We start from the raw sequence: 15381 nt of genomic DNA, 5'->3' as shown, positions 1-15381 counted from the left end.
GAAGCGAAAAACCGCGTTCAGGCGGCTGCTACGTTACGTGGCGAACCAGGGATCCGGATCATGCATCCACGTCTCCATCATAACACCCATGTTCCGCTTGCCTTCTGGGACAGGTCCCGCCCCCTGTGCCAAGGTCCCAGCATGGGGTTTGAACTGCGGCAAATGCAACCGGTCGGGCCTGGAATGGAAAATGCAGCGCCGGCCCCCTGAGAGCAGGAAGTCAGTCGCGGCCCGGTGTTTTGAGGTGTTTGCGCAAACGTGACGAGCCAGGTTTTTTGCGACCCTTATAAGGGTTCTTGTCGTTCTGCCCGCGCATCGTCAATCGGATCGGCGTGCCCGGCATATCAAAATCCTGACGCAACCCATTGATCAAATAGCGGGAATAGGCTTCTGGCACCTTGTCGGGATGGCTGCACATCACCACAAAACCGGGCGGCCGGGTCTTGGCCTGGGTCATATAGCGCAGCTTGATGCGTTTACCCTGTGGCGCTGGTGGTGGGTGCTGTTCCAGCATCCCTGTCAACCAACGGTTCAGGGTCGCGGTCGGCACGCGGCGATTCCAGACATCATACGCCTTGAGCACGGCCGCATGCAGCCGATCCAGCCCCCGGCCGGTCTTGGCCGACACGGTGATCAGCGGCGCACCGCGCAGTTGCGGCAAAAGCCGCTCGAACGCTTCCTTGAGCGCGCGCAGTTTTTCCTGTTTTTCGTCCTCGACATCCCATTTGTTGACCGCCACGACCACGGCACGCCCTTCGCGCGCGGCCAGGTCTGCAATGCGCAGATCCTGCTGTTCAAACGGAATTGCCGCATCCAGAAGAACCACCACGACTTCGGCAAACTTTACCGCCCGCAGCCCGTCTGACACCGACAGTTTTTCCAGTTTTTCCTGTACTTTGGCCTTCTTGCGCATTCCGGCGGTGTCAAAGATCCGCATGGGCGTGCCCTGCCAGTCCAGCCGCAGCGCAATGGCATCGCGGGTGATGCCGGCTTCGGGACCGGTCAACAGGCGGTCTTCGCCTAGGATCTTGTTGATCAGCGTCGACTTGCCCGCGTTGGGGCGCCCCACCACAGCGATTTGCAACGGTTTTTCAGCGGTCGGCTGCGGGGGCAGATCGTCAAATTCATCCCCCTCCTCGTCAGTGTCGTCCAGATCCACGTCCGTTTCGGGCGCATCGTCCCGGGCGCGCTTTTCGAATTCTTCGGACAGCGGCAACAGCTGGGAATACAGGTCGTTCAAACCTTCGCCATGTTCGGCAGACAGGCGGATCGGCTCGCCCAACCCCAGCCCATAGGCTTCGATAACGCCCGAGTCGGCGGCGCTGCCTTCGCCCTTGTTGGCCGCCAGAATCACATGCGCGGACCGTTTGCGCAAAATCTCGGCAAACATTTCGTCAATCGGCGTGACCCCGGCACGGGCGTCAATCATGAACAGACATATATCCGCCATGTCCACGGCCCGTTCGGTCAGGCGGCGCATCCGGCCCTCGAGCGAATTGTCGGTGGCATCTTCGAGCCCGGCCGTGTCAATCACCGTAAAGCGCAAATCACCCAGACGGGCTTCGCCTTCGCGCAGGTCACGAGTCACACCGGGCTGGTCATCGACCAGCGCCAGCTTTTTGCCGACTAGGCGGTTGAACAACGTGGACTTGCCCACATTCGGGCGCCCCACGACGGCGAGGGTAAACGACATTTGCGGCCTGCAATCTCTGAATCAGACGCGCTTCATAGCGCATCCATGCGTCAACGGAAAGCGTGCAATTCACCCTTGGTCGAAACCACGTACAGTGTTCCGCCCGCAACGACCGGAGCCGTGGTGGCCCCATCCGGCACTTCGATGCTGCGCACCAGAGAGCCATCTTCGGGTTTGAAGAAGCGCAAGAGCCCGTCGTTGGAGGCCAGCACGACCTGCCCGCCTGCCACAATAGGACCGTAGTGGGCGACGATCTCGGACCGCTTCCTGGGTTTGTTTTTGACAAATCCCGGCAACTCTACCTTCCAGATCACTTCTCCATCGGACTGGGCCAAACGCGCGAGATAATTGGTGTCCGTAACCGAAAACAGGCTGTCACCTGCGGGCCAAAGCGGTCCCAACGCCCCTTCGTGCTGGGTCCAGATCCGCTGACCCGTGACTGAATCCATCGCCACGGTCCGCCCCGAGTGATTGCCGGTAACGATCTTGTTTCCCACGATCATCGGGCTGCCGGTCACATCCAGAATGCGGGCTGACGCGCTGCCTATCCGACGCCCGGACACCGACGCGTCCCAGCGGCGCAAACCGCCACGTTTAAAGGTCGCAACAACATCACCCGACCCAAAACTGAACACAGCCAGCTCGGACGCGACCACGGGGGCCGGTGCGCCCAGAACATTCGCGGCGCTCGGGGTTGCAGTCACTTGCCACAGGATGCGCCCATTGTCTGCATTGATGGCCCATCCGGTGTCGTCTCCGGCGATCAGATACACGAAATTGTCAACCACGGTTGGCGTGCCGCTTCCGGTCGCTTCCAGTTCCTGACGCCAGCGTTGCGCACCCGATTTTGCGTCAAAGGCTGTTAGCACACCAAAACCGGATGACACATACAGCGTGCCCTTGTGAAAGGCGATCCCGCCTCCGGTGGCTTCTCCGTCACCGTCCTGGGGCGGTAGAATGGTGGCCTGCCAGACGCGCTGTCCGGATGGCGACACGGCGCTGATGGTCGACGAGGCATCCAGCGTGTAAATCAACCCGCCACCAACCACGGGCGATGCCGTGATCCGCTGGCGGCGTCCATCGCCTTCACCAATCGAGGTGCTCCAGAGCAGGCGCGGTGCCGCAGACAGGGCCGCATTGTCCGTCCGGTACACTGGCATACCCGGCGATTGGGGCCAGGATGCATTTCTGGACTGACTGGACAGGCGAATCGCCTGCGACCGGTTTTCAACCTCAAGCGCGTCGGCCTGATTGGGGCGAATATCTTCGCGCACCCCAGGCAGGATCACTTCGCGTTCAGAACACCCGGCAAGACCGACCAGAGCGGAACAACCAAGCGCCACCAGACCGGCGCGGGAGCGGTAAAATGCTGCTTTCATTTTGGGTCTGCCCTGTCTTTCTGTTTCTTGCTTGTCGCCTGCCCGTCCAACATTGGTCGCCACGGGCCACCCATCAGGAGGCCGCTGCAGGTGTCCCCCCAAGGGCCACAATCACTTGGCTGGCCCGCTGTTTCAAGTCCGAGCTGGCCTCGGAGTCAACAATGATGGCCTGTAGACGGTCAATCGCAGCCTCGGACTGCCCTTCGGAGATATCCAACAGCGCCAGCTGCTCTTCGCTGAGCAACCGCAACGGCGCGCCAGGTGTGGCGAGGGATTCGAATTGCAGCCGGCGTTCCGCGACCGACAGGGTGTCGGATTGCAGCAACAGCGCCTTGAAGGTTGCGATATTGCGATAAATCTGCGGAACCTCGCCCAGCAACGCCACCTCTTTCAGCTTGGCAACCGCCTTTTCGGTGTCGCCAGCTTCGGCCAGGGCCCCAGCGGCCAACAGACCCGCGATTGCGGCGCTGCCCGCCTGCTCGGTGGCCACATTGCCAAGCGCATCGGCCCGGCCCGCCGCATCATTGGCGGCCAGGGCACCGATCAACGCGTCGCCCAATGCCTGTGCCTGTGCCTGTTCCTGTGATTTGGTGTATTCACGGTAGGAGGCCCCACCGACGATCACCAGAATCGCAACCACGCCAATCCAGCCATACCGCTTGAGCATCAAAAACAGACGGTCACGGCGGACCTCTTCGGTCACCTCTTCGATAAAACTGTCTGTGTCGCTCATGTCCTGGCCTCTATCCTGTACTTGCTTCCGGGTTTTCCGGGGGCCAATCCCATTGGCCAACAAGGGTGTCGGACATCTCTTACCCCGCCAGAACAGGCAAGCCAAGTGGCCGCCGAGCCGCATTTTCCCCCAATATTGCGTCCCGAGGCGAAAAAAAATAATCTGAACTGGTTAGTTTAGTCTGGACAACACCTATATCGCCGGTAACCACTGCGTTCGAAATATTGACTTGCCGTGTTTGATTGAGAGAAGACCAATATGCGACTGATCCCGCTTCTTACCGCCATTCTGGTAACCGCCGGACTGTTCTTTGCTGTGTTTCAGCGCGAAGCGTTGCTGGCCTTTGCCCGCAATGATGCCGCAGCTGAACAACTTCCTGCCCCGGAACCGGACGGCGACGGCATGGCGGACGCTGTCGCCGCTGCGGCTGAAACTTCGGGTGCCATCGGCGTTGTTGTGATGCGCAGCGCAGCACAGGCCATCGACAGTGCGGTGGTTCTGCGCGGGGAAACACGGGCCGTCCGACAGGTCGAAGTGCGCGCCGAAACTGCGGGCACCGTGTTGTCCGAACCGTTGCGCAAGGGTGCCCATATCACCAAAGGCGAATTGTTGTGCCAGCTGGACCCCGGTGTTCGGGATGCCAATCTGGCCGAAGCCCGCGCCCGCCTGGTCGAAGCCAAAAGCCGGGTTCCCGAAGCGCAGGCCAAACTGGTCGAAACACAGGCCCGTCTGGCCGAAGCCCAGATCAACCTGAACGCCGCGCAGAAACTGTCCGAAGGCGGGTATGCATCTGAAACCCGCCGGGTTTCGGCCGAAGCGTCCGAACGTGCCGCCCTAGCCGGGATTGCCAGCGCCGAAGCGGGGCTGGAGGCAACGGCATCCGGGATCGAAGCGGCCGAGGCCGCTGTTGCGGCGGCAGAATGGGACATCTCCCGTCTTGCAATCCGCGCGCCCTTTAACGGGCTGTTGGAAACCGACACCGCGGAATTGGGCAGCTTCATGCAACCGGGCAGCCTGTGCGGCACGGTCATCCAGCTGAATCCGATCAAGGTTGTCGGCTTTGTCCCCGAATCCGAAGTCAACCGGGTGATCCCCGGTGCATTGGCCGGTGCCGAGCTGTCCACCGGGGAGCGGATCACCGGTCATGTCACCTTCCTCAGCCGGTCCGCTGACCCGACCACCCGCACATTCGAAGTCGAAATCACCGTTCCGAACGAAGATCTGTCCATTCGCGACGGACAAACTGCGGATATCGCCATCTCTTCGGCCGGGGCAAACGCTCATAAGGTGCCTCAATCGGCGCTGACACTGAACAATGCCGGTGTTCTTGGGGTCCGAACCGTCGGGCCGGACAATGTGGTCGATTTCATCCCGGTCAAGCTGTTGCGTGACGAAGTGGATGGCGTCTGGTTGGACGGGTTGCCCGAAACCGCAGACATCATCGTGGTCGGACAGGATTTCGTCACCAAGGGCGTCGCTGTTGCACCCACCCTTCGGGAGGCAACCCAATGATCGGCGTCGTCAATTGGGCCGCCGACAGGGCCCGGATGGTTCTGGCCTTTATCGCGATTTCGATTTTGGTCGGGGCCTTTTCCTATGCCAGCCTGCCCAAGGAAGGCGAGCCGGACATCGACATCCCGATGCTGTTTGTATCGGTACAGTTCCCGGGTATTTCGGCGGTGGACAGCGAAAGCCTGCTAATCAAGCCGATGGAAACCGAGATGGTCGATCTCGACGGGCTGGAAAAGATGACCGCCACCGCGGCGGAAAACTATGCGGGTCTGCTGTTGGAGTTCGATTTCGGGTGGGACAAAAGTTCGACCATTGCTGATGTGCGCGACGCGATGAACACGGCCCAGGCCGATTTTCCGGATGGGGCGGAACAATACACCATCAAGGAAATCAACTTTTCCGAATTCCCGATCGTCATCGTCAACCTGACCGGCGACGTGCCCGAACGCACCATGGCCAGGCTGGCCAAGGATCTTCAGGACGATTTCGAGGCCCTGGATGCGGTTCTCGAGGCGGGCATAGCCGGCAATCGTGACGAGATGGTCGAAGTACTGATCGACCCCCTGCGGCTGGAGGCCTATAACGTCACCGCGCTGGAGCTGATCAACGTCGTTCGAAACAACAACCAGCTGATCGCAGCGGGCGAAGTCGAAACCGATCAGGGGACCTTCTCGGTCAAGATCCCATCCTCGTTTGATGACGTGCGCGACATCTACGCGCTGCCGGTCAAGACCAACGGCGACCGGGTGGTGACGCTGGGAGAGCTGGCCGAGATCAATTATACCTTCGAAGACCGCAAGGGCACCGCCCGGTTCGACGGCGAAAACACCCTGGCCCTGCAAGTGGTCAAACGCAAAGGGTTCAACCTGATCGACACCGTTGACGAGGTCAAAGCGACTTTGGCAGAGGCACAGCGCAAGTGGCCCAACGAACTGCAAGCCGCCGTGACCGTCGGGACGTCGAACGACCAAAGCCGGGTCGTCGGGTCGATGGTGCGCCAGCTCGAAGGATCGGTTCTGACCGCCGTTGCGCTGGTCATGATCGTCATCCTGTCGGCATTGGGGAGCCGGGCGGCGATGCTGGTTGGTTTTGCGATTCCGACCTCTTTCCTGCTGTGTTTTGCCTTTTTGGCGCTGATGGGGGTCACCATTTCCAACATGGTGATGTTCGGCCTGATCCTGGCGGTCGGTATGTTGGTCGATGGGGCCATCGTGGTGGTCGAATATGCCGACAAACGGATCAAGGAAGGCACTGGTCCGATGCATGCCTATGTCGAGGCCGCACAGCGGATGTTCTGGCCGGTGGTCTCGTCCACGGCCACAACGCTTTGCGCCTTCCTGCCGATGCTGTTCTGGCCCGGCGTTCCGGGCGAATTCATGGGCATGTTGCCGGTCACCATGATCTTTGTCTTGTCCGCGTCTCTGCTGGTGGCGCTGCTGTATCTGCCTGTTGTGGGTGGTGTGTCCGGCCGGATGAGCCGGGTGTTCCAGCATGGATCTGACTGGTTGCGTGCAAAACTTCCCTGGCTGGTGCGGGTGATTTTGGTACCGCCTGCGATGTACGGCATGTTTCTGGGCATCATGCAGGTCCTGAATTCATCCTATCTGTTGCCTGGCGTCGGGGTGCCGCCCCTGATGGGATCGATCCTGGGGGCGGTGTTGTTTGTGTTCTCGGCTTTTGCCGCGTCCATCACATTGGGTGCAGCGCGGATCGAACGTGCCCCCAAGCGCGTGCGCCCAGGGTACCGCCACACTGCGTTCGGCTATCTCATCAAGTTTCTCGTTGGCAATCCGATCATGCCCATCGTCGCGGTCGGTACCGTGTTTGCCAGCGTGTTCTATGTGGCGGTCGTTTTGTTCCCTGCCAATTCTCGTGGCGTCGAATTCTTTGTCGACACCGAACCGGAACAGGCCACGGTTTATGTCCGGGCCCGTGGCAATACATCGTTGACGGAAAATGACGCGATGGTACAGCAGGTCGAAGACGTCATTTCGGCCCACCCTGCGGTGATCAACGTCTTTGCCTTTGCCGGCGAAGGCGGGCTGGACACCGGCGGGCCCGGTGGCGGGCAATCCCCCGCAGATACCGTTGGTCAGGTTCAGTTCGAAATCATCCCATGGGAAGACCGCCCGACCCAGTCCGAACCCTGGTTCTATGGCCATCTGACCCGACAGGTGACCGCAACCGATTTCACCGGCAATACCGTGATCGACGAGCTCAAGGCCGAACTGGCCAAGTTGCCTGGTTTCGAAGCCGAACTGAATGCGTTGGAACAGGGCCCCGGACAGGGCAAACCGATTCATCTGCGCATTCGCGGCGACAAATGGGAAGATCTCACGAGTTCGGCACTGGCGGCACGGACGCACTTCGACCAGACCCCCGGTCTGACCCTGATTGAAGACACCCTGCCCTTGCCCGGTATCGACTGGCAGATCGACGTCGATGTCGCCAAGGCCGGGCGCTATGGCGCCGATGTCGCCACCGTTGGGGCCATGGTTCAGCTGGTGACCCGTGGCATTCTGCTGGATACGATGCGGGTCGACTCCTCGGACGAGGAAATCGAAATTCGCGTCCGTCTGCCTGAACATGATCGGGTGCTTTCGACCCTGGATAACCTGAAGCTGCGCACAGCCGACGGATTGGTGCCGTTGTCGAACTTCATCACCCGCAAACCGGTTCCAAAGGTCGCCACCATCAGCCGCATCGACCAGGAGCGGTTTTATGACGTCAAAGCCGATGTGTTGCCGGGGCTGATGAAAGTGGTCGGGCCCGACGCTGAGGCCGGCGCAGAAAAACGTCTGGCACTGCTCAGGGCGGTCCCCGAGGGCAGCCAGCCGACGGGTGAAACCATCCAGAGACCGACGGGCGAACAGTTGGAGCTGGTACAGCTGACCGGTGCCGCGACCATCGACGATCTGCGCACGGCTCTGGACGCGGGTGCCCGGTTTGTCCCGGTCAATCCCAGCGAACGGATCGCAGTGATCACCGAATGGCTTGACACCGACCCGCTGTCCCAATCCATCACCTGGGAATGGACCGGTGATCAGGAAGAACAGGCTGAATCCGGTGCCTTCCTGATGAACGCCTTTGCCGGTGCGCTGGGGTTGATGTTCATCATCCTGCTGGCGCAGTTCAACAGTTTCTACAACTCGGTTCTGGTGTTGCTGGCGGTGGTGCTGTCCACGACCGGCGTTCTGATCGGCATGATGGTGATGCAACAGCCGTTTTCGATCATCATGACCGGCACCGGGATCGTGGCTTTGGCCGGGATCGTGGTGAACAACAACATTGTGCTGATCGACACATATCAGGAATTCAGCCGACACATGCCCCGGATCGAAGCGATCATCCGCACCGCCGAGGCCCGGATTCGCCCGGTTCTGCTGACCACCATCACCACGATGGCCGGTCTGACGCCGATGATGTTCGGGCTGAGCCTGGATTTCATCAACGGCGGGTATTCGATCGACAGCCCGACGGCGTTGTGGTGGAAGCAGCTGGCCACGGCCGTGGTTTTTGGCCTTGGGATTGCGACTATTCTGACCCTGATTGTCACCCCATCCCTGTTGGCCATGCGGGTCTGGGTGTCGACCTATGCGGCCTTGGTCCTGCGCCTGCTGGCGCGGATCACCTCTGGCCGGTCCAGCCGCATTGCTCAGGACATGCGCCTGAAAAAGACCATGCGCAAACTGCCCACAACCGAAATCCTGTGGGATGCGGACATCGGCGAGGAAACCACGGGCCAGCGGGCCAACAAACGCCCTCCGACGCAGGCATCAACATCGCTCAAGGCGGCGGAATAAGACCAAGCAAAACAAGAGGCGCCTTACGCGCGCCTCTTGTGACTCTGTGGGGGCACCACCGCACAGGTTGATTCGACTGGATACAGTCGCGCCCAGACAAACCAGCCAAGCCGCCCCTGTTTTGCATCCCATTGTTCTGTACGGTGAAACAGTTCATGCGGCAGGTGCCGATTGTTGCGATTCCCCGTGCGCGGTTTGGCAAGAACTTGTATTTCCTTACGATTTTCCCATAGTGGCATCAGGATCTATCGAGGACCAAACATGAAACGCGTCGCCTATCCCCTTATCGCCGCTGTGCCTATCTTTTCCTTTTCGGCTGTTTCTGCGTCGGCCCAAAGCTATAGCTGGTGGTGGTCCTGGTGGGGGAACTGGAACTATGGGGGCGGTGGCACGACCAGCTCTTCTGTGCCCGAGATTGACGCCTCTACTGGTTCTTTGGCCGTAGCCGCAGTGGCCGCCGCGCTTCTTCTGACACGGGAAATCAAACGTCGCCGTCGCTAACTCGCCCGGTCAATGCGGGAAAATGAGGGCGCGTGCGCTCCCGGCAGAGGCCAGCAATCGCCTGCACGCCCTGCCGGAATCCAAAGAGATAACCCGGTCAGATCAATGACCAGTCGCCGCTCATCGCTGCAGCGATCGCGATGACACCATTTGCGGTTGCATGCGCGATGATGGCATCGGTCACCCGCCCGCGTCGCAACGCTACCAATGCAAAGATGACGCCCGCCACTCCGGCTTCGATCAGGCGCCCATGCAACATCGCAAACGCCAGGCTGGACCCCGCCACAGCAAACACGGTGCGGATCACATGGTCCCCACCAAGCCAGCGCAACAGATAACCCCGAAAAAACGCCTCTTCGATCACCGGCACCAACAGCGATGTTCCGATGATCCGGCAGATCCCCCAGGCAACCAACGCCCCTGCGCCCAATGTCGACAGGCCCGGTTGTGTCGCGCCGGTCGATGCGGTGACCAACCACCCGACACCGACCAGGCCTCCGGCCGCAAAGGCAGTCGGATCAAACCCCCAATCCAACCCAAGGAATGGTTTGCGGAACACCCACAGAATCGCGACCATGGCGGCCATTTGCACCGGATAGGCCAGCACCGGATATTGCCAAAACGTCTGTGCAAACAGACCCGAGACCATAAAGACGATAAACGGCACAATGAATGCAGCGGTCGTGTCTTCGGTCAGGGGCGGCAGATCTTTGTCCGGCGTGGCGGCGGACGCCCTGTGCAGCGATGGCATGGCCTGGACCACCCACAGCACCCCCAGGGCCAACAGGGTAAAGAACAGCCAACCCGCGAAACTGTGGAACCCGTTGACGGCCAGATCCGGCGACACATATTCCCCGATCAGGATCAAACCGGCAATCCTGAGCACGTTGAAGAACCAACTGATCAGCAGGGCAATCGGGAATATGAGACCCCAGAACAGGCCCAATTTGACAGTATCCCGCATCAGCATCGAATAGATGGCAAAGAACCCGGCGGTCAGGGCAAACCCTTCGATCCCTGAACATGTATCCGCCACGCCGACAAAGAAATCTCCCGTCCCGATGATCGAGGCGTCGGGATTCAGCGTTACGTCATTGCCCAGAGCGGACAAAACCACCGCCACCCCATAGAACGTGGCCAACAGCAATCCATTCAGCGACCACCACAACGGTGCCAGAACAGCGGCAAAATCCGGGATCACAAGCGCGATCAGGACGACCACAGCCAGGGCAACCCCACCGGCCCGTCCAAACCGAACCACATCACGCCAGGACAGCACCATGAACACACCACCCACCGCGGCACAGACCCCGCCCAGGGCGAGGCTCAGGAAATAGGTGGGAAAGGTGCCGTTCAACGTGTTTGCATCCGCAGACAGCCAGGGCAAAAAGATCAGGACCAGCCCCACCAGATGCACAAAACTCCACAACCCGAGCTCGTCTCTGGGCCGCACAGCAGCCGATTGCACCACTTGGCGTCGCAGCTGGGGGCGGAACCAGATGAGCACACCCAGCCCCACCCCCAGACACATCATCCGGATCAGGGCACTGCGCAGCACCCGACAGGCGGTTTCGATATCGGTCAATCGACATTCAACCGATGAAAACACCTGAAAAACCAGCACGATGGCCAGAACTTCGAGGGCAAACAGCCCCATAATCCAATAAATCCGGTTCGACACGGTCGTCTTTGGCCTTTGCCCTGTTGTCACCCTGACCTGGTCGTTACCCGACAACAGAGGCAAAGTTTTGGCATCCTGGTGAAAAAACTGGTTCAGGCGGCTTCGTCAACCTGCTGGCGGTGCCACAACTGGGCGTATTTACCGTCCTGCGCCAGCAACGCGTCATGCGTTCCGGTTTCGACGATTTCACCACGATCCAGAACCACAATCAGATCGGCTTCGGCCACGGTCGACAGACGGTGGGCGATGGTGATCACGGTGCGCCCCTGCCCGGCCCGGGTCAGCGCGTCCTTGATCTCCTGTTCGGTATTGGTATCCAACGCCGAGGTCGCCTCGTCCAGCAACAGGATCGGCGGATTCTTCAACAGGGTCCGAGCAATTCCAACCCGCTGTTTTTCACCCCCCGACAGTTTGAGCCCGCGTTCTCCGACCGTGGTGTCATACCCATCCGGCAGTGATTGGATGAAATCGTGGATCTGGGCGTTGCGCGCGGCCTCTACGATATCGGCATCGCTTGCTCCGGCGCGACCATAGGCAATGTTATAGCGGATGGTGTCGTTGAACAGGACCGTATCCTGAGGCACCACGCCGATCGCGTCATGCAGGCTGGTCTGGGTCACGTCGCGGACGTCCTGGCCATCAATCCTGAGCGCCCCGCCGGTCACGTCGTAAAACCGAAACAGCAAACGCCCAATCGTTGATTTCCCCGATCCGGTCGGACCAACGATGGCCACGGTCTGACCTGGAGGCACCTCCAGGCTGATCCCTTTGAGGATCTCGCGATCCGGGTCATAGGCAAACCGCAGATTGTCCAGCTGCAATGCCCCCCCCTTGATCTCCAAAGCCCGGGCATCCGGCTTATTGGAAACTTCCGACGGCTGTTCCAGCAGGTCGAACATCTCGCCCATATCCACCAGACTTTGACGAATTTCACGATACACAGTGCCCAGGAAATTCAATGGCACGGTGATCTGGATCATATAGGCGTTGACCATGACAAAATCGCCAACGGTCAGCGCCCCGGCCTGCACCCCGATGGCCGCCAGGATCATGACCCCGATCAACCCGCAGGTGATCAGGAAACTTTGCCCGAAATTCAGGAAGGCCAGAGAATACGAAGTCTTGAGCGCAGCCGCCTCATAGCCTTTCATCGCCACGTCATACCGCTGAGCTTCGCGCTCTTCGGCGTTGAAATATTTGACAGTTTCGAAATTCAACAGGCTGTCAATCGCCTTTTGGTTGGCGTCGGTATCCTGGGTGTTCATTTCGCGGCGCAGCTTTACCCGCCATTCGGTCACCGCGAAGGTGAACCAGACATACAACACGATGGTGGTGGCCACGACCACCAGATACCAAACGTCGAACAGCACCGTCAGGATCACCGCCACCAAAATCAGTTCGATGATCAGCGGACCGATCGAAAACAGCATGAACCGCAACAGGAAATCGACGCCCTTGACCCCGCGTTCGATGATCCGGGACAGACCACCGGTTTTGCGGGTGATGTGATAGCGCATGGACAGGCGGTGGATATGCCGAAAGGTCTGCAAGGCCAGCTGCCGCAACGCCCGCTGCCCCACCGGGGCAAAAATCACGTCCCTCAGCTGCTGCATCCCGACCGTCATCAGGCGCGCAACGCCATAGGCAACGGTCAACCCAATCGCGCCCAACGCCACAGGCGGGATGCCTTCGCCTGCCAGCGCATCGACGGCACCCTTGTAGAAAATCGGGGTGGTAACAGCGACCACCTTGGCCAGCAGCAACATTGCCATGGCCAAAATCACACGTCGTTTTACCCAAGGATGATCGCTGGGCCAAAGATAGGGTGCGACCTTGCGCAAGACCCGCATACCCGAGCCCCGTTCCAATTGAGTCGCCGCGTCATTGGTGTCATGGGTGGATCGTCGCATATCGAACCTCTGCCTCGGCCTTCACACATATGTGTCTGCAGCTGAATTGACCAGTCCCGGACCAGGAAAACGGCGCAGCAGTGTTGCGGGCTGCGCCGTTGCGGTGGGGTGAACAATCGCGGGGGGATCATTCCGGAATGGAAAACACCTGTCCGGGGTAAATCAGATCCGGATTTCGGATCGACTGGCGGTTGGCTTCGAACACCCGCACGTACAACACCCCGTCGCCATAGCGATCCTGGGAAATGGCCCACAGGGTATCGCCCTTTTGCACTGTGACAGCCCGGATGACCGGCGCGGCCTGAGGCTGCTGTGCGGCCGGTTGCGCAGCGGTGCCATCGCTCGACGCCGTCTGGGTCTGGGTGTCAGCCGGTGGCTGCGGCGTTACCGGGCGCAAAACTTCGGGCGCTTCGCGTTTGAATGGGGTTTCCAGCCGTGACAGCACCTTGCCCCCCGCATCCAATTCATCCAGCCGCATGGTGTAGATACCGGGGGTGACGCTGGCCAGTTGCCCGTTCCAGCGCCCATCCTGCGATACATTGAAATCCGACACAGCGCGGTTGTTCAAATAGACCCGCACCGTGGATTGCGGCGCGGCCTGCCCGGTCAAAATCACATCGCCGGTCTCCGAATAGCTGATGGTGTCCAGGCTGATCTTGCCTCTCAGACCGGGTTGGGCCGGTTGGATCAGCTGTACTCCGTCAGACCCGGCGCGCAGGACCGCAACCGATGTCTGTTGCGGTTGCGACGCGGGTGCGGACGCCACATCAGAGGCGGGTTCGGACACGGGCTCGGAGGGCGCAGGTTGACTTGTCGTCCCCTGCGTCTCGGGCTCGGCTGTGGCCTGGGTCGCGACGTCCGGATCTGTCGCGGCAGTCTGTGCTGTTTCCGCCCGTGGTGCTGTGCCTGTTTGCGTCGCTACGACGGTCTCGGCCTGGGGGGCTTGCGTCGGTGTTGTGTCCACAGTTGCGGTGGGCTGTGGTTCAGCTGTCGCCGTTGCGGCAGTCGCTGGGGTGACGGTGCCATCGGTCCCCGACGGTGCCGCGTCGAGCGCTGCATTGTCGGTCTCTTGCGACTCTGCCGGGGCTGCCGGGGTAGATTGCCCTGCCGTCTCGGCCTTGGGGGCCGCTTGTGCCACCTGTTCGGCCTGTGTCACCGGGTCAGCCTGTGTCACCGGCTCGGCCTGCGTTACTTGTTCGGCCTGAGCCACCTGTTCGGCCTGCGTCACCGGCTCGGTCTGCGGCACTGCGGTCGTGTCCTGTTCCGGTTGCGTCTCGGCAACATTGGCCGGGTCCGCTTCTGCCCTCTCGTCTTCAGGCGCAATCGGGTGCGGCACCGGAGCCAGAATGATGCTGTCCGCCGCCGCGGCTACGGATTCGCCCAGCATGGCCTGCAATGTCAGGACCCGCGGCGCGTCGCTGTGACCAAGCGACAAAAAGCTGACAAATTGTCCGCCGGGCTGGATATCGATCCTGTCCTGCGTCACCCCATCCAGAAACACCGTGACTTGACTGCCCTCGGGGCCGCTGCCCGCGATCACAGTGGTGCCGTCGGTCTCGACCCTTACCAGATCAAAGGACGGCGCGGCCAAGGTTGGTGCTTTGGGTTTCGCGGTCGGTGCCGGTTCGTCCTGCTCTGTTGCGGCGGTGGCCGTCTCGGCCGGTGCCTCTGGGTCCTGCTGATCCGCCGTCTGACCGGTCACAGCCTGATCAGAATCGGCTGTATCGGTTGCTGCCTGCGCCTGTTGTCCCGTCTCGGGATCAGTCGCCAGCTCTGCGGGTTTTTCGGTCTGCTCGGACGGTTGCGCGGCCTCTTGTGTGTCAGCGACCTCTGTCTTTGGTTCAGCCGCAGGCAGGGGGGGCTCGCCATCGTCAATTTGCGGATTGGCCGGCTGTGCGTTTGGTGTGTCCAGGGTCGCAACAGGCGCAGGTTCACCCGCCTGAACAGGTGGTTGCGCGATCTGTTCCTGCACCACCGGCACGTCCGGTTCCGACGTTTGTGACGTCTGAGGCCCGATCACCCCGGCGACATACAGCGCCACGCCTCCTGCTGCGGCTGCCCCTACGGCAACCGCACTCCAACCCAGGGCCCCAAAGCCCCCTGTACCGGCTGTTCCTGCCATTTTCTTCTTTCCCCCAGGGCGAGTGGCACCCATTTTGTTGAGGCAAC

9 protein-coding genes are annotated in these 15381 nt (G+C 60.7%); 3 read left to right on the top strand and 6 right to left on the bottom strand.

The window, feature by feature from the left end; translation table 11 throughout:
* Positions 1-220: 220 nt before the first annotated feature.
* From der to QEZ52_RS09165, 3 genes are all read right to left on the bottom strand, one after another.
* Positions 221-1693, bottom strand: coding sequence for a ribosome biogenesis GTPase Der (gene der, locus QEZ52_RS09175; RefSeq protein WP_406649673.1), 1473 nt, complete (start codon positions 1691-1693; stop codon positions 221-223).
* 50 nt (positions 1694-1743) lie between these two features.
* Complete coding sequence (locus tag QEZ52_RS09170) at positions 1744-3072, bottom strand: PQQ-like beta-propeller repeat protein (protein WP_406649670.1); 1329 nt, start codon at positions 3070-3072, stop codon at positions 1744-1746.
* A gap of 73 nt (positions 3073-3145) precedes the next feature.
* On the bottom strand, positions 3146-3805 hold the full coding sequence (locus QEZ52_RS09165) for a tetratricopeptide repeat protein (RefSeq protein ID WP_406649667.1): 660 nt from the start codon (positions 3803-3805) through the stop codon (positions 3146-3148).
* A gap of 258 nt (positions 3806-4063) precedes the next feature.
* Here QEZ52_RS09165 and QEZ52_RS09160 point away from each other — a divergent pair, with 258 nt between their 5' ends.
* The 3 genes from QEZ52_RS09160 (at position 4064) to QEZ52_RS09150 (ending at position 9621) form a co-directional block, all read left to right on the top strand.
* Positions 4064-5317, top strand: a complete 1254-nt coding sequence (locus tag QEZ52_RS09160; RefSeq protein WP_406649665.1) for an efflux RND transporter periplasmic adaptor subunit — start codon at positions 4064-4066, stop codon at positions 5315-5317.
* Positions 5314-9120, top strand: a complete 3807-nt coding sequence (locus QEZ52_RS09155; RefSeq protein WP_406649662.1) for an efflux RND transporter permease subunit — start codon at positions 5314-5316, stop codon at positions 9118-9120. Before QEZ52_RS09160 ends, QEZ52_RS09155 begins: the two co-directional genes overlap by 4 nt.
* Positions 9121-9381: 261 nt before the next feature.
* Positions 9382-9621, top strand: coding sequence for a VPEID-CTERM sorting domain-containing protein (locus QEZ52_RS09150; RefSeq protein ID WP_406649660.1), 240 nt, complete (start codon positions 9382-9384; stop codon positions 9619-9621).
* A gap of 97 nt (positions 9622-9718) precedes the next feature.
* On the opposite strand, the gene xrtE is transcribed toward QEZ52_RS09150, so the two are convergent.
* The 3 genes from xrtE to QEZ52_RS09135 form a co-directional block, all read right to left on the bottom strand.
* Positions 9719-11302 carry an exosortase E/protease, VPEID-CTERM system gene (gene xrtE, locus QEZ52_RS09145; RefSeq protein ID WP_406649658.1) on the bottom strand — a complete coding sequence of 528 codons (1584 nt, stop codon included), beginning with the start codon at positions 11300-11302 and terminating at the stop codon, positions 9719-9721.
* A 92-nt stretch (positions 11303-11394) separates the two neighbouring features.
* Positions 11395-13212, bottom strand: a complete 1818-nt coding sequence (locus tag QEZ52_RS09140) for an ABC transporter ATP-binding protein/permease (RefSeq protein WP_406649655.1) — start codon at positions 13210-13212, stop codon at positions 11395-11397.
* Positions 13213-13339: 127 nt separating this feature from the next.
* The gene (locus tag QEZ52_RS09135; RefSeq protein ID WP_406649651.1) at positions 13340-15334 is read right to left on the bottom strand and encodes a LysM peptidoglycan-binding domain-containing protein; all 1995 of its coding nucleotides are present in this window, start codon (positions 15332-15334) and stop codon (positions 13340-13342) included.
* Positions 15335-15381: the final 47 nt, after the last annotated feature.

The organism is Aliisedimentitalea scapharcae, assembly GCF_045277565.1.
In the GTDB taxonomy this organism is placed as follows: Bacteria; Pseudomonadota; Alphaproteobacteria; order Rhodobacterales; family Rhodobacteraceae; genus Aliisedimentitalea; species Aliisedimentitalea scapharcae.
The sequence above is the reverse complement of the archived record's forward strand: the minus strand, read 5'-3'. Positions and strand labels throughout refer to the sequence as shown.

What these genes read in the sequence shown, in the direction of transcription:
- QEZ52_RS09135 (WP_406649651.1), bottom strand. Translation starts at nt 15,334, where the DNA reads ATGGCAGGAACAGCCGGTACAGGGGGCTTTGGGGCCCTGGGTTGGAGT.
- der (WP_406649673.1), bottom strand. Translation starts at nt 1,693, where the DNA reads ATGTCGTTTACCCTCGCCGTCGTGGGGCGCCCGAATGTGGGCAAGTCC.
- QEZ52_RS09160 (WP_406649665.1), top strand. Translation starts at nt 4,064, where the DNA reads ATGCGACTGATCCCGCTTCTTACCGCCATTCTGGTAACCGCCGGACTG.
- QEZ52_RS09170 (WP_406649670.1), bottom strand. Translation starts at nt 3,072, where the DNA reads ATGAAAGCAGCATTTTACCGCTCCCGCGCCGGTCTGGTGGCGCTTGGT.
- QEZ52_RS09165 (WP_406649667.1), bottom strand. Translation starts at nt 3,805, where the DNA reads ATGAGCGACACAGACAGTTTTATCGAAGAGGTGACCGAAGAGGTCCGC.
- QEZ52_RS09140 (WP_406649655.1), bottom strand. Translation starts at nt 13,212, where the DNA reads ATGCGACGATCCACCCATGACACCAATGACGCGGCGACTCAATTGGAA.
- QEZ52_RS09150 (WP_406649660.1), top strand. Translation starts at nt 9,382, where the DNA reads ATGAAACGCGTCGCCTATCCCCTTATCGCCGCTGTGCCTATCTTTTCC.
- QEZ52_RS09155 (WP_406649662.1), top strand. Translation starts at nt 5,314, where the DNA reads ATGATCGGCGTCGTCAATTGGGCCGCCGACAGGGCCCGGATGGTTCTG.